Source organism: Marinobacter sp. LM1 (assembly GCF_042763285.1).
Classification (GTDB): domain Bacteria; phylum Pseudomonadota; class Gammaproteobacteria; order Pseudomonadales; family Oleiphilaceae; genus Marinobacter; species Marinobacter nauticus.
Genome location: NZ_CP114373.1, coordinates 1 through 24245, shown reverse-complemented (window position 1 = coordinate 24245; position 24245 = coordinate 1). Strand labels below are relative to the sequence as shown.

The following is a 24245-nucleotide window of genomic DNA, read 5'->3' as shown; positions in this document are numbered from 1 at the left end:
TATTATCATTTGCATCAAGACAAGGAGGACGCCATGAAATTTCTCTGCCCACGCCACCGCCGGATGTTTGCCAGTCTTTCCCTGAACGAGAAAAATGATCTATGGCTGCTCTGGATGGAATATGCCTTTACCTTCAGCGAAAACCAGGATTCCGACAAGCTGGTGGCCGCCACCGGCAGTGCTTTCGATCTGGCGTGCCTGGCCCGCAAACATCACCCGGACTGCATGCAGGTAGAGCTGACCCTGGCGGCGATACTGGTATGCCGGGCGCTGCGCGACCGTGGCGACATCAGCGCCGCCGAGCATGTGCTTTTCCGGGCTCTGGACAGCCTGCAATCCAGCGAGCCTTGCCCGGGTATAACCGGTCGATGCAGCACCGATGAGTGTCTGGAGGTATTGCTGGATCATCGTCGCCATTCGGCCTTCTTTGCCGAGTACCTCAACTGGCCCTCGTTCCCGTTCACAACGCCGGAAATACGTACAGCAATGGCCATGCACTGACAGGTTCCGGAGGAGCTATGGGTATGCCCTTCACACGCCCGAACCCCGTTCAGGCGCACAGAATTACAGATCTGAACTGGCAGCAAAACCCACATCATGACCGGGTCTGCATCAGTATTGATGCCGGGAGCCTGGTCAGGCTGATGCAAAACAGGCAGTTGCACGCCGAGGATTTCTCCTGTCTGGATGCGTCCTCCCAGAGCCTGGTTCGCAATCTGCTTTTGACTTGTCTGCGGCACTCCTGACCCGGCCGCCCTCCGGATTCGCAACGCCTGTCTTTTGAACAATCACGACTGCCCGTGTCGCTACGTCAGGTTACGATGGAGTGCGCCTGACGGTCCGTATTCGGAGTCACTTGCGGTAAGCTGTGGCCCGAGGATTGAATTGTTCATCAGACAAGGAAAACCATGGCCGACTCCACCGCCATCGAACCCGGCTTTCATGCCATCCACGCCAACCACCTGGAAGACCTGCGCCGCGCCGTGGTCTATATCTGCCGGCAGAATCCCATGCCGCCGCTGCAGAGCGAAACCTTTCTGGTGCAGAGTAACGGCATTGCCCAGTGGCTGAAGCTGGCGCTGGCGGAGAAGCGTACCGAGGATGGCGTGGAAGGCGGCCTCGGCATTGCCGCCGGCATGGATTTCCTGTTTCCCGCCCGGTTTATCTGGCAGGCCTACCGGGCGGTGCTGCCCGATGGCGAAGTGCCGGAACAATCTCCCTTCGACAAGCACCGGCTGGTGTGGCGCCTGTACCGGTTGTTGCCGCAACTGGTCGGGCAGGATGAGGCCTTCACGCCGCTGGCGCGATTCCTGGATGGCCGCGATACCGACCTGCGCAACTTCCAGCTGGCCGAGAAAGTGGCCGACCTGTTCGACCAGTACCAGGTGTTCCGGGCCGACTGGCTGGCAGCCTGGGAGCAGGGCAGGGATGTGGTAATCACCGCCCGGGGCGAAGAAAAGGCCCTGGATGCGGAAACCCTATGGCAGCCTCTGCTCTGGCGCAAGCTGGTCGAAGACACCGGCAGCGAGGCCCACACCAGCCGCTCGCAGATCCACACCCGTTTCATGGAACAGGGCCAGCGCATCAGCGAACCGGCCAATGCCAGTCGCTTGCCCAAACGCATCGTAGTGTTCGGGGTGTCATCCCTGCCCCGGCAGGCACTGGAAGCCCTGTACGTGTTAAGCCGGTTCAGCCAGGTGGTGCTGTGCGTGCACAACCCCTGCCAGTTCTACTGGGCCGACATCATCAGCGACCGGGAGCTGCTGAAAGCCGAGCGTAAACGGGGCGCCGCGCATCCGGTACTGTCACAGATCGACGATCCGGACCAGCTGCACCAGCACGCCAACCCGCTGCTGGCGGCGTGGGGCAAGCAGGGCCGGGATTACATCCGGCTGCTGGATGAATTCGACAACCCGGACGACTACCGCGCCAGCTTCCAGACCCCGGGCCAGAAAATCGACATCTTCACCGACCACGGCGCTGTCGATAACCCCTGCCTGCTGCATCAGTTGCAGAACGATATCCACAACCTGACACCGCTGCAGGAAATCCGCGAACAACAGCGCACCGTTGACCTGGCCCGGGACCATTCCGTGGTTTTCCACGACGCCCACGGCCCCCAGCGGGAAGTGGAAATCCTGCACGACCAGCTGCTGGCCGCGTTCAATGCCGACGAATCGCTCAGACCCCGGGATGTGATCGTGATGGTGCCCGATATCAACGTGTACGCGCCCCATATCCAGGCGGTGTTTGGCCGCTATTCACCCGGCCGCAAGCGCCACATTCCGTTCACCATTTCCGACCAGGGACAGCGCCACCACGAACCGGTGCTTATTGCCCTGGAAACCCTGATGTCGCTGCCCCGCAGCCGCTTTGGCGTAAGCGAAATCATCAGCCTGCTGGAAGTGCCCGGCATTCGCGACCGCTTTGACATCGGCGAAGACGAAATCCCCCTGGCCCGGCGCTGGGTGGAAGGCGCCAACATTCGCTGGGGCCTGCACGGCCAGCACCGGGAAAGCCTGGATTTGCCGGCACAACTGGAGCGCAACACCTGGCAGGCGGGCCTGCGGTCGATGCTGCTGGGCTATGGTATGGGCGAAGACGAGCCCTGGGGTGGGGTGGAGCCCTATGGCGAAATTGGCGGCCTGCAAGCCAGCCTGGCGGGGCGTCTGGGCGAGTTCGTACACCAGCTGGAAACCCTTTGGCAGGCACTGCAAACCACCCGCACTCCGGAGCAATGGGAAGCCCTGTTTTCCGCCATGCTCGAGCAGTTTTTCCACAAGGTGGAAGGCCAGGATTTGCTATTGCTGAACCGCTTTCGCCGCCAGCTGGAGCAGTGGCTGGACAACACCCTGGCCGCCGGCCTTGAGCAGCAGCCGCTGCCGCTGAACATTGTTAAAGACGTGCTGTTGCAGGGCCTGGACGAAGGCGGCCTGAACCAGCGGTTCCTGGCCGGCAAGGTGAACTTCGCCACGCTGATGCCGATGCGCGCCATTCCGTTCCGCAAGGTGTGCCTGCTGGGCATGAACGACGGCGACTACCCCCGTTCCCGGCCGCCGGTGGATTTCGACCTGATGGCCCAGGACTATCGCCCCGGGGACCGTTCCCGCCGTGAAGACGACCGCTATTTGTTCCTGGAAGCCCTGCTGTCGGCCCGGGAACAGCTGTACATCAGCTGGGTGGGCCGCAGCATCAAAGACGACTCCGAGCGACCACCCTCGGTGCTCATCGGCCAGCTGCAGGACCACCTGGACAGTCTGTGGACCGTGGCCGGGCAACCGGAACTGGCGGTTACCCGGGCCCTGACCACCCGGCACCCGCTGCAACCGTTCAGCCGGGATTACTTCCCGAAAACCAACGGCGTGGGCGCAGGCGAAGAGGCCCAACCCAAACCGCTGGCCGAGGTGCTGCAGGCCCGGGGCCTGTTTACCTATGAACGGGAATGGCGCAGCGCCCATGCTGTGGATAATCCGGAGCGGAGCCGGGAAGCGCTGCCGTACCAGGCCCCGGAAGAACCGATCAGCCTGGGTGAGCTGGCGAACTTCCTGAAAAAGCCCATCGATACCTTTTACCAGCGCCGGCTGCAGGTGCGCTTTGAGGACGTGGAAGATGACGACACCGACAACGAAAACTTCGACCTGAACGGCCTGGACCGCTGGCGCCTGGATAACGAGTTGATTCAGGAAGGCGTGGTCAAAGCCGCTACCGAGGAAGAATTGCACGAACGGCTGGAATCCACTCTGGACCGCATGGCCCGGCGCGGTGACCTGGGCATGGGGGTGACCGAACACCGGCTGCGCACGGAACTGGCGGGCCGGCTGCCGGACCTGTTTGACCGCTATCGAGGCGCCCTGGCGGAATGGCCGGAAGTGGTGGCCGAACCTTTACCCTTCGAGATTCGCTATTCAGGAGATTCTGGCTCGGTTGAGGTGGCGGATTTAATCGACCACCTGCGCTGTAATCCTCAAGGGCAGTTGTGCCGGCTGGTGATTGCCAGTTCCGGCCTGCTCACCGGCTCCGGTTACTCAAAGAAAGTGCGCTACGCCAACCTGCTGCGGGACTGGCTGATCCACCTGGCCGGGCAACTCAGCGGCCAGCCCTTTGAAACGCTGATTCTGGCTAAAGAGGAAGGCCGCAAGTTCCACTTCCCGATGCTGGCGCCCGAGCAGGCACGGCAATACTTTGAGGCCATTCTAAGCCGCTGGATGGACGCCACCACCCGGGCCCTGCCCATTCACTGCGAAGCCGGCTTTGCCTGGATCACCAGTTTCTATGGCGGCAAGAAATACGTGGGCGACCACGAACGGGCCATCAGTGAGGCAGAACAGGCCTACGCCACCGCCCTGGACCGGGACACCGGCTACCTGCTGGGCGCCTTCGAGAGCCCCGAGGCGCTGATGGCCAGCGGCGAGTTTGAAGCCCTGCTGCACCAGCTTTATGTCCCCTTGTGGGAAGCCGAGCAGGGCAAGTCGGCGGCGGAGCAAATCGGGAGCATGGAATGACCGACCAGATGACCAACCGAAACCCGAACCTGGACCCCTTGGCCCTGCCCCTGAACGGCAGTGCGCTGATCGAGGCCAGCGCCGGCACCGGCAAAACCTTCACCATCGCCATCCTGTATGTGCGTCTGGTGCTGGGCCATGGCCAGGCAGAAGACAGCCCGCTGCAGAACCTGCTGCCGCCCAACCTGCTGGTGGTGACCTTTACCGACGCCGCCACCAAGGAGCTACGGGACCGCATCCGCACCCGGCTGACCCAGGCCGCCGAGGTATTTTCCGAAGCCGCTGACCACCTCGAACCCACCCCGGAAACCGCACTTATCCACAAGCTGCGGGATAACAGTTACCCGGACCGGGTCAGCTGGCCCGACTGCCGCAAGAAGCTGCTGCTGGCCGCCGAATGGATGGACGAAGCCGCGGTATCCACCATTCACGGTTTCTGCAATCGTATGCTCAGCGAACACGCCTTCGACAGCGGCAGCCTGTTCAAGCTGACCCTGGAAACGGACCAGAGCGAACTGCTGGACGACGTCGCCCGGGACTACTGGCGCACCTTTGTTTATCCGTTGCCGCCGGCGTTGATGGACGAAGCCCTGAGCCACTGGAAAACCCCCACCGACCTGCGCAAGGCGGTGCGTAACCTGATTGACGACCCGGCCGCCCTGGGCACACCGCCAGAGAGTGTCCACCAGGCCATCAACCAGGTAGTCAGCGAACGGCTGACACGGGCCGATGAATTGAAGGCACACCCCTGGGCCCAGTGGCAGCGGGAAGTCATCGACTTGCTGAACGCCCTGAACAAAGGCAAACGCCTGCACGGCGGCAGCAAGAACGCCATGCTCAAGGTGTGGGAATTCCTGGTCACCTGGGCCGAATCCGATGACCTGCTGCCGGAGAAGCTGGACAGCGCCGCCGGTTACAAGAACCAGACCCCCGAGGGCCTGGACAACATCCTGAAAGGCGACGACCCGGCGCCCCATCACCCGGCTTTTGACGCCATCGAAGCCTTGCTGGAATTCGGCCAGAACCAGCCCAGCGCCAAGTCCGACATCCTGCGCCACGCCAGCCACTGGATTGCCGAGCGGCTGGAAGCAGAAAAGCAGCAGCGCTCGGAGATGGGCTTTGATGACCTGCTTACCCGCCTGGACGACGCCCTGCACGGCCCCCGGGGCGACCAGTTGGCCGCCACCATCCGCCGGCAGTTTCCGGTGGCGTTGATCGACGAATTCCAGGACACCGACCCGGTGCAGTACCGCATCTTTAACCGGATCTACGCGGTGCAGGACAACAGCGCCAACACCTGCCTGCTGATGATCGGTGACCCGAAACAGGCCATCTACGGCTTCCGGGGCGCCGATATCCACACCTACCTGCAGGCCCGGCTGGGTGTGCAGGCCCGCACTTACACCCTGGGCACAAACTTCCGCTCCGCCGAGACCATGGTCAGCGCCGTCAACCGGGTGTTCGAGTACAGCGACCAGCACAGCCCGAAAGGCGCCTTCCTGTTCGGCAAAGGGGACAGCACGCCACTGCCGTTCCAGGGCGTGGATGCCAACGGCACCAAACGCCTGTGGGCGGTACAGGGTGAAATCCAACCCAGCCTGATGTTCTGGACCCACGAATCCGATGAAACCGACAAGGATGGCAACCCCAAAGGCCTCGCCAAAGGCACCGCCACCGCCGATGTAGCCGAAACCTGCGCCAGCGAGATTGCCCGCTTGCTAACCCTGGGCCAGGCCGGGCAGGCAGGCTTTGTCCTGCCAGATAACCCGACTGACCTGGAGCCCGTCGAACCCAAAGACATCGCCGTGCTGGTGAACAACCGCAACGAAGCCGCTGCGGTGCGCGATGCCCTTGGCCGCCGGCGCATCAAGAGCGTGTACCTGTCGGACCGGGATTCGGTGCTGACTTCCCGGGAAGCCAAGGAAGTGTTGTGCTGGCTGCGTGCCTTCGCCGAGCCCCGGCAACTGGCCTTCATCCGCGCCGCGCTGGCGACGCCGACCCTGGGCCAGAGCTGGCAAGCGCTGGATCGGCTGCTGACCGACGAGCTGGTGCTGGAGCGGGAGATCGAGCGCTTTCAGGGTTACCAGCAGCAATGGCAAAGCCAGGGCGTGTTGCCCATGCTGCGCAGCTTTCTGATGGACTTCGAGGTGCCTGGCCGCCTGCTGCAGCGCCCGGATGGTGAGCGAAGACTGACTGACATCCTGCACATTGCCGAACTGCTGCAGCAGGACAGCCTGCAACTGGACGGCGAACATGCGCTGGTGCACCACTTCACCCAGATCCTGCGGGCAGCGGATGAAGAGGACGAACACCGCACCCTGCGCCTGGAAAGCGACGCCGGGCTGGTGAAGGTGATCACCGTGCACAAATCCAAGGGCCTGGAATATCCACTGGTGTTCCTGCCCTTCGGCACCGCCTTCCGGGCAGAGAACCCGAAGCAGGCGTATGTTCGCTACCACGACGACACCGGCAAGCTGGTGACCGTGTTCGATCCGACTCCGGAAGACATTGAAAGGGCCGACCAGGAACGCCTGGGCGAAGACATCCGTAAACTCTATGTGGCCCTGACGCGGGCCCGGTTTGCCACCTGGGTGGGCGCGGCGGCTGTGGATAACTGGTATCAGAGCGGCCTGGGCTATGCGATTGCCGGAACACCGGAGCAGTCCATCAGCCAGGCTCTGGCCTCACTGGCCCAGGGCCGCCCGGACATCCGGATTTCCCCGCTGCCGGAAGCCGGAAACACAATATTCACCGAAATGGCCCCGGACGCCCTGGGCCCGGCGCTGATCTCCACGCGGGAAGCGAAGGAAGACTGGTGGATCGCCAGCTACTCCACCATCGAATACACCGGCATGGCAGGCACCGGCATTACCTTCACCGGAGAGGTGGAAGACGCCCAGACCCAGAACCTGCTGGAAGAAAGTGCCCAGAGCGACACCGATGAGGCACCCGCCGTGCCCGCCGCACGCGACCACCATCACTTCCCCAAGGGCGCCGGCCCCGGCACCTTCCTGCACGAATTGCTGGAGTGGTGCACGGCCCAGGGCTTCCAGCGGGTTGTGGATAACCCCGAGCTTCTACACGAGCAGCTGGCCCGCCGTTGTGGCACCCGGGGCTGGGGCGACTGGGTGGAACCCCTGCAACAGTGGCTGCTGGCGCTGATCCGGAAACCGCTAAAGCTCGACCGGGAAGGGCAACAAAGCGCCAGCCTGGCGCAACTGGACAGCCTGCGCCCGGAACTGGAATTCTGGTTTGAAAGCCGCAACGTCAGCATCCAGCAACTGGATGCGCTGGTCACCCGTTATACTCTGAACGGTGCCGACCGGCCCCGGGCCGAGGCCAACCGCTTCAATGGCATGCTCAAGGGCTTTATCGACCTGGTGTTTGAACACAAGGGGCAGTATTACGTGCTGGACTACAAATCCAATGCTCTGGGCGAGGACGACGACGCCTACACCGACCAGGCCATGGGCCAGGCGATTCTGGACAAACGCTACGACCTGCAATACATCCTCTACCTGCTGGCCCTGCACCGGTTGCTGAAGGCCCGTTTACCGGGATACGACTACGACCAGCACATTGGCGGCGCGGTGTACCTGTTCCTGCGAGGGGTGAACTCCGCCAGCGGCGGCGCCTTTACCGACAAGCCCCCCAGGGTGCTGATCGAACAACTGGACGCCCTGTTCGATGGCGAGCCGGTGTCCGGGGAGGTGGCTGCATGAGCCGTACCCGCCATACCGAAAACCAGTTTGCCCTGGACCTGGGTGACGACACGCCAGTGAACCGGGCGGCCACAGAATCACCGGAGGCTGTGGATAACTCCCAGCTGCTGGCCCATCCTGACGACACCGAGGCGCTGTTAGGGCAATGGCAACAGGCCGGCTGGATTCGCCCGCTGGATACCGGCTTTGCCCGGCTGATCAGGGAACTCAGCGAAGAGCAGGGCGAACGCCCGCAACCACTGGTGCTGCTGTTGGCGGCACTGACCTCGCACCAGGTGGGCCGGGGGCACGTATGCATCGATCTGGCCACGCTACTCGACGATGCCGGCCAGACCCTGGCGCTGCCGCCGGAAGAACCGGCCAATACCGGCCTGTCTGAGAGCGAGGTGGCCAACCTGCAAGGGCGTTATCCACAGGAACTGCTGTCACGGGTACAGCTAACCGATTGCCTCGCAGCCCTGCAGGGTTCTCTGGCCGTGAGCGATGGCTCCGTGCCGGCACCGCTGGTACTGAACGGCACCCGACTGTACCTGCGCCGGTTCTGGCGTTACGAACAACGCATTGCCGAGGGCATTCAGCAACGACTGGCCTTGCCATCGCCGCTGGCCGACCCGCAATCGGTGGCCTCGCAAACCTTATCCACAGCGCTCAGCAAACTGTTCCGGTCCACAGAGCCGGTGGATTATCAGAAACTGGCCTGCGCCCTGGCCGCCCGTAACCGCTTTACCGTGATCACCGGTGGCCCGGGTACCGGCAAGACCACCACCGTGGTGAATCTTCTGGCAGCCCTGCAGGCCGTGGCCGGGGAAAGCCCGGAGCGGGCAGGGCGCAAGTACCGTATCCGCCTGGCCGCACCCACCGGCAAGGCCGCCGCCCGGCTGAACGAATCCATTGGCGGTGCGGTCAGCAAGCTGCCACTGGCCGACCTGCCCGGCTACGTGCAACTGGAGGACATTCCCACCAAGGTCACCACCCTGCACCGGCTACTCGGTAGCCGGCCAGACACCCGCCAGTTCCGACATCACCGAGACAATCCGTTGCTGGTGGATATCCTGGTCATCGATGAGGCCTCCATGGTGGATGTCGACCTGATGGCCTCGGTATTCGATGCCCTGCCCGCCAGCGCTCAGCTGATCCTGCTGGGCGACAAGGACCAGCTGGCCTCAGTGGACGCCGGTGCGGTGCTGGGGGAACTTTGCCAACGGGCCCTGGACTCCCACTACACGCCGGATACTGCCCGTTGGCTGGCCGCCATCACCGGCGCGCAGGTACCGGATAGCCTTGTGGATAACTCCGGCCAGCCACTCGACCAGGCGGTGGCGATGTTGCGCAAGAGCTACCGCTTCGGACAGGACAGTGGTATCCGTCAACTGGCAGAAGCCGTAAACACCAGCGAGCTCACCAGCCAGGTACTGGGGCAGATCCGGGACGCCGGGTTTGACGATGTGATCTGGCTGAACGGCCAAACACCAAAACCCGATCCGGATCAGACACTTGAGCTGATCTGCCACCACGCCATCTCCGGCTCACCGGAGGCTTTCCGCAACGCCGGCCAGGGCCGGGTGGTGAATAGCCAGGCGCTGCCAACACCGGTGGGCTATCGCCATTATCTGGAAGTTATCCACAGCTGTGATTTGACCGCCGGCAGTCCCCGGGAAGCCTGGGATGCCCACGCCGCTGAGGTGCTGGAAGCCTTCAACGATTTCCAGGTGCTGTGTGCGTTACGCAAAGGCCCCTGGGGCGTGGAGGGCTTGAACCAGCGTATCGCCCAGAAGCTGCTGGCTGAAAAACTGATCGACAAAACCGACGGCTGGTACGCCGGCCGGCCGGTGCTGGTCACCGGCAACGACTACAACCTCGGCCTGATGAACGGGGATATCGGCCTCACCTTCAGTGTACCCTGGGATAAGACCGAAACCGGCGAGCCAAAAGCGACCCTTCGGGTAGCCTTCCCGAGCGGTGACAGCACCAGCGGCATTCGCTGGATTTCCCCCAGCCGTTTGCAACAGCTGGAAACGGTATACGCCATGACGGTGCATAAGTCCCAGGGCTCGGAGTTCAACCACACCTGCCTGGTGCTACCCGATAGACTCAGCCCGGTACTCACCAAGGAACTGGTCTATACCGGCATCACCCGGGCCAAGAACTGGTTCAGCCTGATTACCGGCGATGCGCAGGTGTTCAAAGACAGCGTAAGCCAACAGGTGGTGCGGGCTTCAGGACTGGCGCTTCGGCTAGGGGAGCAATAGCCCCGGGCATCAGTTATCCTCACTCCGATGTTGCTGTTCCCAAAGACGGGCGTAATGACCATCGCGGGCCAGCAACTCGTGATGGCTGCCACTTTCGACAATCCGGCCCCCGTCCATCACCAGAATGCTATTGGCATCGCGAACTGTGGATAACCTGTGGGCAATCACCAGGGTAGTACGCTGGTGGCTGACCTCTTTCAGGGCACCGAGGATGGCCTGTTCGGACAAGGAGTCCAGGGAGGAGGTTGCCTCGTCCAGAATCAGTATTGGCGGGTTTTTCAGGATAACCCGGGCAATGGCCACCCGCTGTTTTTCGCCGCCAGACAACTTAAGGCCGCGCTCGCCGACTTTCGTTTCGTAGCCTTCTGGAAGGCTGTGGATAAAATCTTCCAAGTGGGCCATGCGCGCGGCCCGGTAGACTTCTTCCTCGGTCGCTTCGGGGCGGCCATACGCCAGGTTACGGTAAAGGGTATCGTTGAACAGTACGGTGTCCTGCGGTACCACCCCGATGGCAGAACGCAGACTGTCTTGGGTGACCGATCGAATATCCTGGCCATCAATCCGGATAGCGCCGTTATCGACCTCGTAGAAGCGGAACAGCAGCCGGGCGAGGGTAGACTTGCCGGCACCGCTGGCGCCCACCACCGCCACGGTATGGCCGGCAGGGATAGTGAAGCTAACGTCTTGCAGGATCAACCGGTCCGGGCGGTAGGCAAAGTGGATATGTTCGAAGCGTACCTCTCCGTTATCCACAACCAGGGGCCTGGCATCCGGCGCGTCCTGGACTGCCGGTTGGTCACCGAGTAGTTTGAACAGACGCTCCACATTCACCAGGGCCTGGCGGATTTCCCGGTAGACAAAGCCCAGGGCATTCAGGGGAATGAACAGCTGGATCAGGTAGGCGTTGATCATGGTGAAATCACCCAGGGTGATTTCGCCGCTGGCCACTTCGCCCACCGCCATGGCCATAATGACGATCAGCGCCACGCCGATGATCAATGCCTGGCCAGCGTTCAGGGTGGCCAGCGACAGGCGGTTCTTCAACCGAGCCTTTTCCCACTCATCCAGGTCCTGATCGTAAAGCTCGGCTTCATAACGTTCGTTGTTGAAGTATTTGACGGTTTCATAGTTCAGCAGGCTGTCGATGGCCCGCGAGTTGGACTGGTTGTCCCGGGCATTGGCTTCCCGCACGAACCTGGTTCGCCACTCGGTGATCCTGATAGAGAACACCACATACACAACCACCGCCACCAGAATAGCGACGACATACCCGACGTTGAACACCACCAGCAGGATGCCCGCCACCAGCAGGATTTCCAGGATGGTAGGCACAATGTTGAACAGGGTGAAGCGCAGCAGAAAGCTGATGCCGTTGGTGCCGCGTTCAATATCCCGGGCCAGGCCACCGGTTTTACGGTCCAGGTGAAAGCCCAGCTCGCGCTGATGCAGGTGTTCAAACACCCGCAATGACACCCGCCGCATGGCCCGTTCCGCCACCCGGGCAAACACGGCATCCCGCAGTTCGCTGAACAGGGTGGCGCCAAAGCGCAGGCTACCGTAGGCCACCACCAGCACGACCGGAATCCACAGCAGCATGTCGGCACCGCGGTTCTGGTCCAGGTAGTCGACAATGTATTTCAGTGCCACCGGGGTGGCGACGGTGGCCAGCTTTGCCAAGACCAGCATCGCCATAGCCAACGCGACCCGCCCCCTGAATTCCAGAAGATACGGCCACAGCCCGGAAATAATCGACCAGTCTGGCTTATGATCGGCGGGGTAGTCGTTGTCGGCGTAGGCTCTCAATGCAATATCCTTGAACTTTTGGAGATGTCGAGCGCCCGAGATGGGGAGCCTTTCCGGGACACGCTGTAAATACATCCCTGTACGCTCGACAAAAGCCATCCCTGGCTTTTGACGGTCCCGGAAAGGCTCCCCATCCCGTGCACTCTTGCTAACAGCTATGATACGTCTTCATCTGAGGACAAATCGTAAAAGAAACGGCTTAATTAAACTTTGATCGATCAGGAGAGTGACCATCAGCCCCAACCATCGTAAAGCTCTAAGACTTGTCATCGAGTTTATCAGTCCCTATCGACGCGCGGTTGTAGGGGCACTGGTGGCACTGGTTATTACTGCCGGCATCACTCTTGGTCTGGGCCAGGGCCTGCGCATTCTGGTCGATCAGGGCCTGGCCACGCAGTCTCCGGAAAACCTCGCCAAAGCCATCGGCCTGTTTTTCGTGCTGGTACTCGGCCTGGCCTTTGGTTCGTTTGCCCGATTCTACCTGGTGTCCTGGATTGGCGAACGGGTGGTGGCAGATATTCGAAAACGGGTATTCAATCACCTGATCGATCTCACGCCCAGCTTCTTTGAACAGAACCGGGCCCTGGAGATTCAGTCCCGGTTTACGGCTGACACCACCGTACTGCAATCGGTGATTGGCTCCACCGTCTCCATCGCCCTGCGCAACACGCTGATGCTTATCGGCGGGCTCATTCTTCTGTTTGTCACCAACGCCAAGCTGGCCAGCATCATCCTGCTCGGTTTTCCGCTGGTGATTGCGCCGATCCTGTTTTACGGCCGCCGGGTGCGGGCGCTGTCCCGACTGAGTCAGGATCGGGTGGCGGATGTTGGCAGTTATGTCGGGGAGAATCTCAGCCAGATCAAAACCGTACAGGCCTTCAATCATCAGCCCCACGACCGCCGCTACTTCGCCGAGGTCTCTGAAAAAGCCTTCGATATTGCCCGGCAACGGATTCGGCAGCGCGCCTGGCTGACCACACTGGCCATTTCCCTGGTGATGGGCGCCGTCGGTATTGTCATCTGGATTGGCGGGCTGGACGTGATTCATGGCCGAATCTCACCGGGGGAGCTGGCAGCCTTTGTGTTCTATAGCCTTCTGGTTGGCGTGGCGGCTGGAGCCATCAGTGAGGTGATTGGCGAATTGCAGCGCGCCGCCGGTTCCGCAGCTCGCCTGTTTGAGCTGCTGCAAACCGAGCCGGAGCGGCGTCCCGAGACAGGAACGGACCGGCTTCCGGGCACAGTGACCGGTGCAATTACTCTGGATAACCTGAGCTTCAGCTACAGCGGGCGCACGGAACGGCCAGCGCTTGCCAGGGTCTCTCTGGAGATCCAGCCGGGTGAAACCCTTGCCCTGGTCGGTCCGTCCGGTGCCGGTAAATCCACGTTGTTTGATCTGCTACTGGGTTTCTATCCGCTACAGGCCGGTTCTATCCGGTTGGAGGGCATAGACACCGCCAAGGTGCCACTGGCTGACCTGCGACGGTGTTTCGCTCTGGTGCCGCAGAATCCCGCCCTGTTTCATGGCACTGTCGCCGATAATCTGCGCTACGCCCGGCCCGAGGCCAATCAGGCTGAGATCGAGCAGGCCGCCCGTATTGCCCACGCCCACGAATTTATTCAGGCCCTGCCACAGGGTTACGACACGCCCCTGGGTGATGCCGGCCAGGGCCTTTCCGGTGGCCAGAAACAACGCCTGGCGATTGCCCGTGCGCTGTTGGCCAACGCTCCGATTCTGCTGCTTGATGAAGCCACCAGCGCCCTGGATGCGGAAAGCGAGCATCTGATTCAGCGGGCCATGCCGGCGCTCACGGAGGGCCGGACTACCCTGGTGATTGCTCACCGGCTTGCAACGGTGCGGGATGCCGACAGGATCGCGGTATTTGACGAGGGCCGACTGCTGGCAGTGGGCAGTCACGACCAGTTGATCCGCGATAACGCGCTGTACCGGCGCCTGGCCAGCCTGCAATTCCGGGACACCGGGAGCCAGACAGAACACTGAGTGCCCCGTTGGTCGGTTTGTGTGTTGGGTGCGTACTCCCTACACTGGTGCTAGAAATTCCTAATCCTGACACAGGGAGACACGCAAAGTGAGCAACAAAGAATTGCAGGCACTCAAAGAGCGATACGTCGCCGCGGGCGCAGCAAGCCCCAATGATCAATTTGCAGATCACGCCCTGAACGCAGAAGTCTGGGACGCCGACGGTAAACGCATGATCGACTTCGCCGGCGGTATCGGCGTGCTGAATATCGGCCATCGACATCCCAAGGTAGTTGAGGCCGTGAAAGCCCAGCTCGACAAACTGATGCACACCTGCCAGACGGTGATGCCCTACGAGGGCTACGTGAAGCTGGCCCAGAAGCTGAGCGAAGTGGTGCCGGTGAAAGGACACGGCAAGGTCATGCTGGCCAACTCCGGCGCCGAGGCGCTGGAAAACGCGGTCAAGATTGCCCGCGCAGCCACCGGCAAAAACAACGTTATCTGTTTTGACGGCGGCTACCACGGCCGCACCTTCTTCACCATGGCCATGAACGGCAAGGCCGCCCCTTACCAGACCTCCTTCGGCCCCATGCCCGGCCTGGTGTACCGCGCGCCTTACCCGGTGCCTTACCATGGCATTTCCGAAGAAGAGGCTCTGCGGGGCCTGGCGATGACCATGAAAGCCGATTCCCCGGCCCACGAAACCGCCGCCATCGTACTGGAGCCGGTTCTGGGTGAGGGTGGTTTCTACCCGGCACCGACAAGTTTTCTGAAAGCCATCCGCAAGATCTGCGATGACAACGACATCATGATGATCGTGGATGAAGTGCAAAGTGGCTTTGGCCGCACCGGCAAGCTGTTCGCCATCGAGCACAGTGGTGTTGAGCCGGACATCATGACCATGGCCAAGTCCATGGCCGATGGTATGCCGATCTCTGCCATTGTCGGCACCGACAAGGTGATGGACTCCTCCGGCCCGAACTCCCTGGGCGGCACCTACACCGGCAGCCCCACTGCCTGTGCCGCAGCTCTGGCGGTGTTTGATGTCATCAAGGAAGAAGATATCCTTGGCAGGAGCCAGCGCCTGGGCGAGAAACTCAGAGCCCGGTTCGACCAGTGGCAGGAGCAGTTCACCCATGTGGACAACGCTCGCAATCTAGGCCCCATGGCGGCCTTTGAACTGGTGGAAAGCAAGGATACTCACAAGCCCATGCCGGAACTGGCCGGTGCCATCACCAAGAAGGCAAAGGAGAAAGGGCTGATCCTGCTGAGTTGCGGTATGCACGGCAACACACTGCGGTTCCTGATGCCGGTGACCATCGAAGACGAAGTGCTGGAAGAAGGGCTGAATATTGTTGAGGAATGCCTGAAGGAAGTGGGCGCCTGAACCAGGCGGTTACGTCTGACTTCCTATTCGTCGTATACTGCCGGAAGCTCTTTCCGGCAGTGCCCTCCTCGGGTTCTGCCGTTGATTCACCGATCAGGCGGTAACCATGACGTCCCAGAGTAATTCTCCCACTCCCGACCACCAACCCAGACCTTGGATCGATCTGCTGGTCAGTATCATCATTCCCTCGGTGATTCTGATGAAGTTCAGTGGTGACGAACACCTCGGCAGCGTCAATGCGCTGATCATCGGCCTGGCGTTTCCCCTGGGCTGGGGCCTGTTCGAGCTGGTGCGCTACCACAAGAAAAACTTCATCGCCTTGCTGGGCCTGATCAGTGTCGGCCTCACCGGCGGCATTGGTTTGCTGGAACTGGATGCGGGCTGGCTCGCCATCAAGGAAGCGGCCGTGCCCGCCGTCATTGGTCTGGCGGTACTGGTGTCTACGCGCACCAGGTACCCCCTGGTTCGTACTCTGCTTTATAACCCGAATGTGCTGGACGTGGACAAGATTCAGGCCTCACTGGAAGAAAAGAACTGCGTGGAGGAGTTTGAAGGGCGCCTACTTAAGGCCAGCTATTTCTTTGCCGGCACCTTCCTGTTCTCGTCCATCATGAATTATGTGCTGGCGAAATGGATTGTGGTGAGCCCTTCGGGCACCCAGGCTTTCAATGAGGAACTGGGCCGCATGACCCTGGTGAGCTATCCGATGATTGCCATCCCCTCCATGGTGATGATGATGCTGATTTTCTATTATCTCTGGCGCACCATCCGGCGCCTGACGGGGTATACCCTGGAAGAGGTGATGGCGCCACACCTGATTGAAAAGGAAAAAGAAAAGGAGCGGAAGAGGGCAGAGTCCGGCTCCTCCAAATAGGTTATTACAACACCGGTTTCCGGGTTCCCCGGACACCCATAAAAAAACGGTGGCATCCACAAGGAGCCACCGTTTTTTATTGCCAACAAGGTTTGTCTGATCAGATATCCAGGTTGGTTACTTCCAGCGCGTTGCTCTGGATGAAGTCCCGCCGTGGCTCCACATCATCCCCCATCAGTGTGGTGAAGATCTGGTCGGCAGCAATCGCATCCTCAATGGTAACCTTCATCATCCGGCGGGTTTCCGGATCCATGGTGGTTTCCCAGAGCTGATCCGGGTTCATTTCACCCAGCCCCTTGTATCGCTGGATGTTCAGGCCACGCTGGGCTTCCTTCATCAGCCACTCCAGGGCGCCCTCGAAGGACAGCACAGACTGCTTGCGCTCGCCACGCTGGATGTAGGCGCCATCCTCAATCAGCCCCTCCAGGGTCTCGCCCAGACGGGCAATGGCCCCGTAGGACGAAGACTCGAAGAAGTCATGACTGAACACATGCTCATGGGGAATGCCATGCACAAAGATGGTGACTTTGGGCAGGTACAGGCCCCGTTCCTCATCGCGGGTAACGGAGAAGGTGTACTTGGTGCCCGTGCGGGTATCCAGATCCAGACCTTCACCCAGGCGCGCCACCCAACGGGCCACTTCAGCCTCTTCCTTCAGGTGTTCCGGCTTGAGCGTACTGTTGTAGACCATCTGCTGCAGTACCTTGGCCGGATAGGCCCGGGACAGGCGATCGATCATCGCCATCACTGCCTGATAATCCTTCACCATGGTTTCCAGGGCGGAATCCTTGATGGCCGGTGCTTCCGGGTTCACATAGAGCTGGGCGCCTTCCAGGGCCGCCTGGGTCAGATAGGCTTCCTTCGCCTTCTCGTCCTTCAGGTATTGCTCCTGTTTGCCACGCTTGACCTTGTACAGTGGCGGCATGGCAATGAACACATGGCCGCGCTCGATGATTTCCCGCATCTGGCGGAACAGGAAGGTCAGCAGCAGGGTACGGATGTGTGAACCGTCCACATCGGCATCGGTCATGATGATGATGGAGTGATAACGGAGTTTGTCCGGGTTGAACTCTTCGCGGCCGATGCCACAACCCAGTGCCGTGATCAGAGTGCCAACTTCCGCGGAAGACAGCATCTTGTCAAAACGGGCTTTCTCGACGTTCAGGATCTTACCTTTCAGGGGCAGGATGGCCTGGGTCTTACGATCACGGCCCTGCTTGGCACTACCACCCGCAGAATCACCCTCCACAATGAACAGTTCAGAGAGGGCAGGGTCTTTTTCCTGGCAGTCCGCCAGCTTGCCGGGCAGGCCGGCAATGTCCAGGGCGCCCTTACGGCGGGTCATATCCCGTGCCTTACGGGCTGCTTCCCGGGCACGGGCCGCTTCGATCATCTTGTTAACGATCTGCTTGGCTTCGTTGGGTTGCTCCTGCAGGTACTCCGCAAAGCTCTGATACAGTTCCTGCTCCACCGCCGTCTTCACTTCCGAGGACACCAGCTTGTCCTTGGTCTGGGAGGAGAACTTGGGATCGGGCACTTTCACACTGATGATAGCGGTCAGGCCTTCCCGGGCATCATCACCGGAGGTCGCTACCTTGGCTTTCTTGCCCAGGCCTTCATGATCAATGTAGTTGTTCAGAGAGCGGGTCAGTGCTGCCCGGAAACCGGCCAGGTGAGTACCACCATCCCGCTGGGGAATATTGTTGGTGAAGCAGTAGATGTTTTCCTGGAAGGCATCGTTCCACTGCATGGCCACTTCTACCGCAATGCCATCTTCCCGCTCACGGTTGAAATGGAAGACACGGTTGATGGCCGTCTTGTTGGTATTCAGGTGCTCAACAAAGGCCCGCAGACCACCTTCATATTCAAAAATCTCCTCCTTGCCTGAACGCTCATCCGTCAGGCGGATACGCACACCACTGTTCAGGAAAGCGAGTTCCCGCAGGCGCTTGGCCAGGATGTCGTAATGGAACTGGATATGAGTGAAGGTTTCCGGAGAGGGAATAAAGTGAACCTTGGTACCGGAGGCATCGGTTTCACCGACTTCGCCCAGGGGCGCATTAGGTACACCGTGGGTGTAGCTCTGCTCATAGACCTTGCCATCCCGGCGGATGGTGAGGGTCAGCGAAGAAGACAGGGCGTTGACCACAGACACACCCACGCCGTGCAGACCGCCGGAGACCTTGTAGGAGTTGTCGTCGAACTTACCACCAGCGTGCAACACGGTCATGATGACCTCGGCGGCCGAAACACCTTCCTCTTCATGAAGATCGACAGGAATACCGCGACCGTTATCTTTTACGGTAATGGATTCGTCGGGGTGGATGATAATGCCGATTTCAGAACAGTAACCAGCCAGAGCCTCATCGATGGAGTTATCCACCAACTCAAAGACCATGTGATGCAGGCCGGTGCCATCGTCGGTATCACCGATGTACATACCGGGCCGTTTACGCACCGCGTCGAGTCCTTTGAGGACTTTGATACTGGAGGAATTGTAGTTCGATTCACTCATTAAAAGAGACTCCTGGAGGTGAGCCCAGCCCTGGCGACAGACACGATCATTCGCGAACCCGCCCGGCTCAGCTATTCTTCCGTCAATTGTCCATGTTCCACGTGGAACATTCTGTATTCAGGTGTATCCCCATCGTGCCACAACGTGTCCGGTTCCGGATGCTCAATGGAGGTGATAAACACCTGACAACGCAGTTCCTGTAAGTTGCGAGCCAGCATAACGCGATGACGAACATCCAACTCGGCGTTGATATCGTCCAACAGAAACGTCACCTGTTTGCCAAGTTCACTCAACACCTTGCCCTGAGCAATCTTCATCAGGATGACCAGTGTCTTTTGCTGACCCCGCGAGAAGGTTTCCGCCACCGGACGACCCCCAAACTTCAGGCGGATATCCGCCCGGTTCGGGCCGTACAAGGTGTGGCCCATCCGGCGTTCCTGCTCGCGATGGTTGACCAGTACTTCGGTCAACGCAATGCTTCGATCCCAGCCCGGATAGAAGTCCATCTTCAGACCTTCCACCCAGGGCGCATCCAGCTCCGCCAACACCGATTCAAAAGCGATCTTGAAGCGTTGGAAAACAGTTTGCCGGATGTCACTCAACGACTCCGCCAAGGCGCCGTACTGGGAATCCCAGACCCGCATCAACGATTCGTCCAGTCTACCATTTCTCAGCATTTGATTCCGCTGTGACGTGACTCTCTGAACCTGTTGCCACAGGGAAGAAAAGGAAGGTTCCACGTGGAACACTAACCAATCCAGAAACTGTCGGCGTTTGCCCGGACCACCGGCAACAATGTCGAACACACCGGGATCAATCACCGAGACCGGCAAATGCATGGCCAGAAACGACAGACTGCGGACCGCCTCACCATCTACCCGCAACTGGGTTTCTTTCAGGCTGACGTCCCGGGAAATGCCAATCCTGTGCTCAACCGTTTCTGAAGACGCTTGCGCCAACAGACCTGAATCCAGTGCCCCGAAGACAGTCAGCTTTGACTGCCCGTGGGCCACTACTGCCTGATGCCGGCTGACCCGAAACGACCGACCAAGACCAAGATAGCCAATCGCTTCCAGAACACTGGTTTTACCGCTGCCATTGGCGCCGTAAAGAAGATTGAAGGACGGTGAAAATTCTACAGGCGCAGATAACAGGTTTCGGAAATGCTGTGTCTGGAGTTTGACTAGCGCCATAGGTTAACGGAGTGCTCAGGCTGAAAATTCGGACGACCAAAAACGAGAAAGGGCGATACCGTTTCCGATATCGCCCTAGTGTACTAGAAACCCCGATAGACCGGTTAATGAAGCATGGTTAGCCGTTCATCCATGAACACATCCATCTCTGGCGCCAGGATGTGAACATAGCGGTCGAAATACAAGAACTGCTTGAGCAGCAAGGCGAACTCACGGGGGAAGTGCAAACCGTGGCTTTCGCCGACCTTCACCATATCCATCAGGATATTGTTCACATCGTCCTCAGCCTGTTCCATTTCATAGGGCACATCATCCGGCACCATGCGATCCATCTGACGATACAGACGCTGAAGATCAGCAGACAGATCGTCCACCCGCACGGTGTGCCGGGTAACACCAATCCGGATCATGGCGTCGGCCATACCGTCGAAATTGCCCACCATAATCGCCGAAATGAAATCACTCACGGCTTGCCAGGTGTCAGGTCTGATACGACCAACAATACCGAAATCGATAAAACCAACCCGGCCATCCTCAAGCACCATCAGGTTGCCAGCATGAACGTCGGCATGAAAAAACTCGCATTGGGTCAGGCTGGCAAACCAGGTGTTCATGGCGGTTATCAATGTCCGCTCCGGATCCCGGGAAAAGCCTCGAATACTCTCCAGATCCGTCAATGGAACCCCATGGAACCGCTCCATGGTCAGAATCCGGCGAGTACTGCAATGCTCGTACACCCGCGGCACGGTCGCATCTTCATTGTGGGTGTTCTGCAGAAATTCCCGGAACACTTTCAGGTTGTTGGCCTCTTTGATGAAATCGCATTCTTCCATCATGGTTTTCTGGATTTCATCAACAATGCCAGACATGGAGGTCCAGGACAGTTTCGGGGCCAGCGTCTCGAGCATTCGGGCAGACAGGTAAAGGAAGTTGAGGTCCGTCAGCAGAATGTTTTCCACACCCGGCTTCTGAACCTTGATCACCACTTCTTCACCCGTTACCAGGCGAGCAGCATGAACCTGGGCAATGGATGCCGAGGCCAGTGCAACCGGATCAATTTCCGAATACACCTGATCAATAGGGCGACCAAGCTCGTCCCGGATGATCTTCTTGATCACACTGAACGGCAGGCTCGGCGTCTTGTCGAGGCAGAACTGGAACTCCTCCACATATTCCTTGGGGAAAAAGGTCGGCGAGCTGGCAATAAATTGTCCCAGCTTGATGTAGGTTGCGCCCAGGCTTTCGAAGGTCTGCCTCAACAGTTTCGGGGCAGGGGGCCGATCGCCCCGAACCCAGTTTACCCCGGTGCGGCCAAGCACAGACAGGGTCTGGCCGATCCTGAACGCGCCTTTGATTCCATTCGTTACAGCACCCATAGAGCCCTCCAAACCTGATTACAGTCGCATCGGCATGACAACATACAGGCAGCGGTTGTCGGTCTGAGCCTCAATCAGCGCACTGCTGTTGGGATTCGACAACGTAATCTTCACCTGGTCATCATCCAGTGCATTCATGACATCTACCAGATAGCCTACATTAAACCCGATCTGCAGTGATTCGCCCTGATACTCCACCGGCAACGCATCTTCAGCCTGTTCCTGGTCAGGGTTATTGGCGAACACCTGCAACTGGTTGGGAGAAAGGTTCAGGCGCACACCACGGATGTTCTCGTGCGACAGAATGCCCGCCCGCTGCAGGGTACTTTTCAGCGTTGAACGATCCGCCAGTACGGTTTTGTCACCGCCTCGCGGGATCACCCGGTTGTAATCCGGGAACTTTCCTTCAATCAACTTGGAGGTAAAGGTATAGCTGCCCACCGTCGCCCGCAGATGATTGTCACCGATGACCAGCGTAACCGGCGATTCTTCATCATCCAGAAGCCGGGCCAGTTCCAGTACACCTTTACGAGGCACAATAACCTGCCGCAACTCCGGGCAACCGGTATCCAGATCGAACTGGGCCATGGCCAGACGATGACCATCGGTAGCCACAACCCGGGCATGATTAACATCCACTTCCAGCAACAACCCGTTCAGGTAATAACGCACATCCTGCTGGGCCATAGCGAACGCAGTAGCATCCAGCATGCGACCGAGCTCTTTCTGGGGCAATGCCAGGCGGAAGCTTTCCGGCTCATCTTCGACATTGGGAAAGTGCTCCGCTGGCAGCGTCGACAGGGTGAAGTGGGAATTGCCAGAACGCAGATGCAGACGATCGCCTTCCAGTGCCAGATCGATAGGCGCCTCATCCCCCAGAGCCCGGCAGATATCCGCCAACTTCCGCGCCGGAACCGTGATACGACCAGGCTGATCCACATGGACTGGTGCTACCCGAGCCACCAGCTCCACTTCCATATTGGTACCGGTCAGTGTCAGCGTATTGTCTTCCGCTTCCAGCAGGACGTTGGACAACACCGGCATGGTCTGTTTCTTTTCCACAACGCCCGCGATGCTTTGCAGCGGGGTGATCAGTGATTCACGGCTGATGGTCAGTTTCATGGCACTCGGCTTCAGTTATCGGAAGTGAATGTATGTGTTGTTCGTACAAGCCACCTTCAATCAGGTGGTCAGCAATCTCATAAAATTCTGATAATCCTCACGGATACCGGGATCGGTTTCCTGCAATTCAACAATCTTTTTACAGGCATGCAGAACGGTGGTGTGGTCACGCCCACCGAACGCGTCGCCAATCTCCGGCAGGCTATGGTTGGTCAGTTCCTTGGCCAGGGACATAGCCACCTGGCGCGGCCGGGTGACTGTGCGAGTGCGGCGTTTGGACAGCAGATCCGCCACCTTGATCTTGTAGTACTCAGCCACCGTTCGCTGGATATTATCGATGCTCACCTGCTTTTCATGCAGGGCCAGGAGATCCTTGAGGCTCTCACGGATAAACGGCGGGGTAATCTCCGAGCCAGTGAAGTGAGCATTCGCTATCACCAGACGCAGCGCCCCTTCAAGCTCACGAACGTTTGACCGGATTTTCTGTGCAATAAAGAACGCGGCCTCGCTGCTGAGTTTCACATTGGCCTGTTCCGCCTTCTTCATCAGGATCGCCACCCGTGTTTCCAGTTCCGGAGGCTCGACCATCACCGTCAGGCCCCAGCCAAAGCGGGATTTCAGCCGCTCCTCCATATCAGAGATTTCTTTCGGGAAACGGTCACAGGTCACGATCACCTGCTGGCCACCTTCAAGCAACGCATTAAAGGTGTGGAAAAACTCCTCCTGAGAGCGTTCCTTGCGGGCAAAAAACTGGATATCGTCGATCAGCAACGCGTCCACCGACCGGTAATACCGCTTGAATTCATTGATCGCGTTCAGCTGCAGTGCCTTGACCATATCGGCCACAAACCGTTCAGAACGCAGATAGGCCACCTTCGCGCGCGGGTTGCGGCGCACAATCTCGTTGCCAATGGCGTGCATCAGGTGGGTTTTACCCAGGCCCACGCCGCCATAGAGGAACAGCGGGTTATAGGCGCCACCGGGGTTTTCCGCCACCTGCATGGACGCAGCCCGGGCCAGCTGGTTCGATTTACCCTCGACAAAGGTATCGAAGGTGAAGGTTTCGTTGAGAAAACTCTGGTGTTTGATATCACCTTCTACCTGCACCGGACGGCGCTCGGTCTGGGCCTTGGGTGCCGGAGCGGCCATCGCTCTTGGCGCCGAATCGGAAACGGTAGCGGCAACACTTCTTTCTTCTTCAGTAACGGTCTGCTCAGTTTCTTCCGAGACCCGGACCGGCGGTGCCACTTCAGAGCGAACCACCGGGTCCGCAGGCTTGGGCGCAGAGCCCACTTTCATCATGACTCGTGGCGCCTGACCACCATTCAGATCCTTCAAGACTTCTTCTATACGGTGGAGGTATTTCTCGTTGACCCAGTCCATCACAAACCGGTTTGGAGCGAACAGCATGAGCTGCCCCTCCCGATGATCAGACTGAAGAGGTCTCAACCAGGTATTGAACTGCTGTGCGGGAAACTCATCCCGGAGTACTTCAAGACATTGATGCCACATACTGTTCGGCAC

13 protein-coding genes are annotated in these 24245 nt (G+C 59.5%); 7 read left to right on the top strand and 6 right to left on the bottom strand.

Annotated elements, in window-relative coordinates:
- Nucleotides 1-33: 33 nt before the first annotated feature.
- From OZ656_RS00065 to recD, 4 genes are all read left to right on the top strand, one after another.
- A complete protein-coding gene (locus OZ656_RS00065) occupies nucleotides 34-501 on the top strand; it encodes a hypothetical protein (RefSeq protein WP_379944869.1) in 468 nt (155 codons plus the stop codon).
- Between the two features lie 407 nt (nucleotides 502-908).
- Nucleotides 909-4502: an exodeoxyribonuclease V subunit gamma gene (gene recC, locus OZ656_RS00060; RefSeq protein ID WP_379944868.1), complete on the top strand. Its 3594-nt coding sequence runs from the start codon at nucleotides 909-911 to the stop codon at nucleotides 4500-4502.
- Entirely contained in the window at nucleotides 4499-8224 is a 3726-nt protein-coding gene (gene recB / locus OZ656_RS00055; protein WP_278351400.1) for an exodeoxyribonuclease V subunit beta, read from the top strand. The genes recC and recB overlap by 4 nt, the downstream gene beginning before the upstream one ends.
- Nucleotides 8221-10473: an exodeoxyribonuclease V subunit alpha gene (recD, locus tag OZ656_RS00050; RefSeq protein WP_278351401.1), complete on the top strand. Its 2253-nt coding sequence runs from the start codon at nucleotides 8221-8223 to the stop codon at nucleotides 10471-10473. Before recB ends, recD begins: the two co-directional genes overlap by 4 nt.
- 9 nt (nucleotides 10474-10482) lie before the next feature.
- On the opposite strand, the gene OZ656_RS00045 is transcribed toward recD, so the two are convergent.
- Nucleotides 10483-12276, bottom strand: a complete 1794-nt coding sequence (locus OZ656_RS00045) for an ABC transporter ATP-binding protein/permease (RefSeq protein WP_278351402.1) — start codon at nucleotides 12274-12276, stop codon at nucleotides 10483-10485.
- A gap of 226 nt (nucleotides 12277-12502) precedes the next feature.
- Here OZ656_RS00045 and OZ656_RS00040 point away from each other — a divergent pair, with 226 nt between their 5' ends.
- The 3 genes from OZ656_RS00040 (at nucleotide 12503) to OZ656_RS00030 (ending at nucleotide 16515) form a co-directional block, all read left to right on the top strand.
- Nucleotides 12503-14275 (top strand): ABC transporter transmembrane domain-containing protein, encoded by a 1773-nt coding sequence (locus OZ656_RS00040; RefSeq protein WP_141066698.1) that lies wholly within the window; start codon nucleotides 12503-12505, stop codon nucleotides 14273-14275.
- Between the two features lie 88 nt (nucleotides 14276-14363).
- A complete protein-coding gene (gene gabT, locus OZ656_RS00035; protein WP_226596967.1) occupies nucleotides 14364-15641 on the top strand; it encodes a 4-aminobutyrate--2-oxoglutarate transaminase in 1278 nt (425 codons plus the stop codon).
- A gap of 106 nt (nucleotides 15642-15747) precedes the next feature.
- A complete protein-coding gene (locus OZ656_RS00030; RefSeq protein WP_011783587.1) occupies nucleotides 15748-16515 on the top strand; it encodes a VC0807 family protein in 768 nt (255 codons plus the stop codon).
- 100 nt (nucleotides 16516-16615) lie between these two features.
- Here OZ656_RS00030 and gyrB read toward each other — a convergent pair whose 3' ends face one another.
- The 5 genes from gyrB to dnaA all read right to left on the bottom strand — a co-directional run bounded on the left by gyrB (nucleotide 16616) and on the right by dnaA (nucleotide 24245).
- Complete coding sequence (gyrB, locus tag OZ656_RS00025; protein WP_153739698.1) at nucleotides 16616-19030, bottom strand: DNA topoisomerase (ATP-hydrolyzing) subunit B; 2415 nt, start codon at nucleotides 19028-19030, stop codon at nucleotides 16616-16618.
- A 71-nt stretch (nucleotides 19031-19101) separates the two neighbouring features.
- Nucleotides 19102-20223, bottom strand: a complete 1122-nt coding sequence (gene recF, locus OZ656_RS00020; protein ID WP_199452075.1) for a DNA replication/repair protein RecF — start codon at nucleotides 20221-20223, stop codon at nucleotides 19102-19104.
- A 104-nt stretch (nucleotides 20224-20327) separates the two neighbouring features.
- Nucleotides 20328-21599, bottom strand: a complete 1272-nt coding sequence (locus OZ656_RS00015; protein WP_278351406.1) for an AarF/ABC1/UbiB kinase family protein — start codon at nucleotides 21597-21599, stop codon at nucleotides 20328-20330.
- 18 nt (nucleotides 21600-21617) lie between these two features.
- Nucleotides 21618-22721, bottom strand: coding sequence for a DNA polymerase III subunit beta (gene dnaN / locus OZ656_RS00010; protein WP_278351407.1), 1104 nt, complete (start codon nucleotides 22719-22721; stop codon nucleotides 21618-21620).
- 60 nt (nucleotides 22722-22781) lie between these two features.
- Complete coding sequence (dnaA, locus tag OZ656_RS00005; protein ID WP_031211714.1) at nucleotides 22782-24245, bottom strand: chromosomal replication initiator protein DnaA; 1464 nt, start codon at nucleotides 24243-24245, stop codon at nucleotides 22782-22784.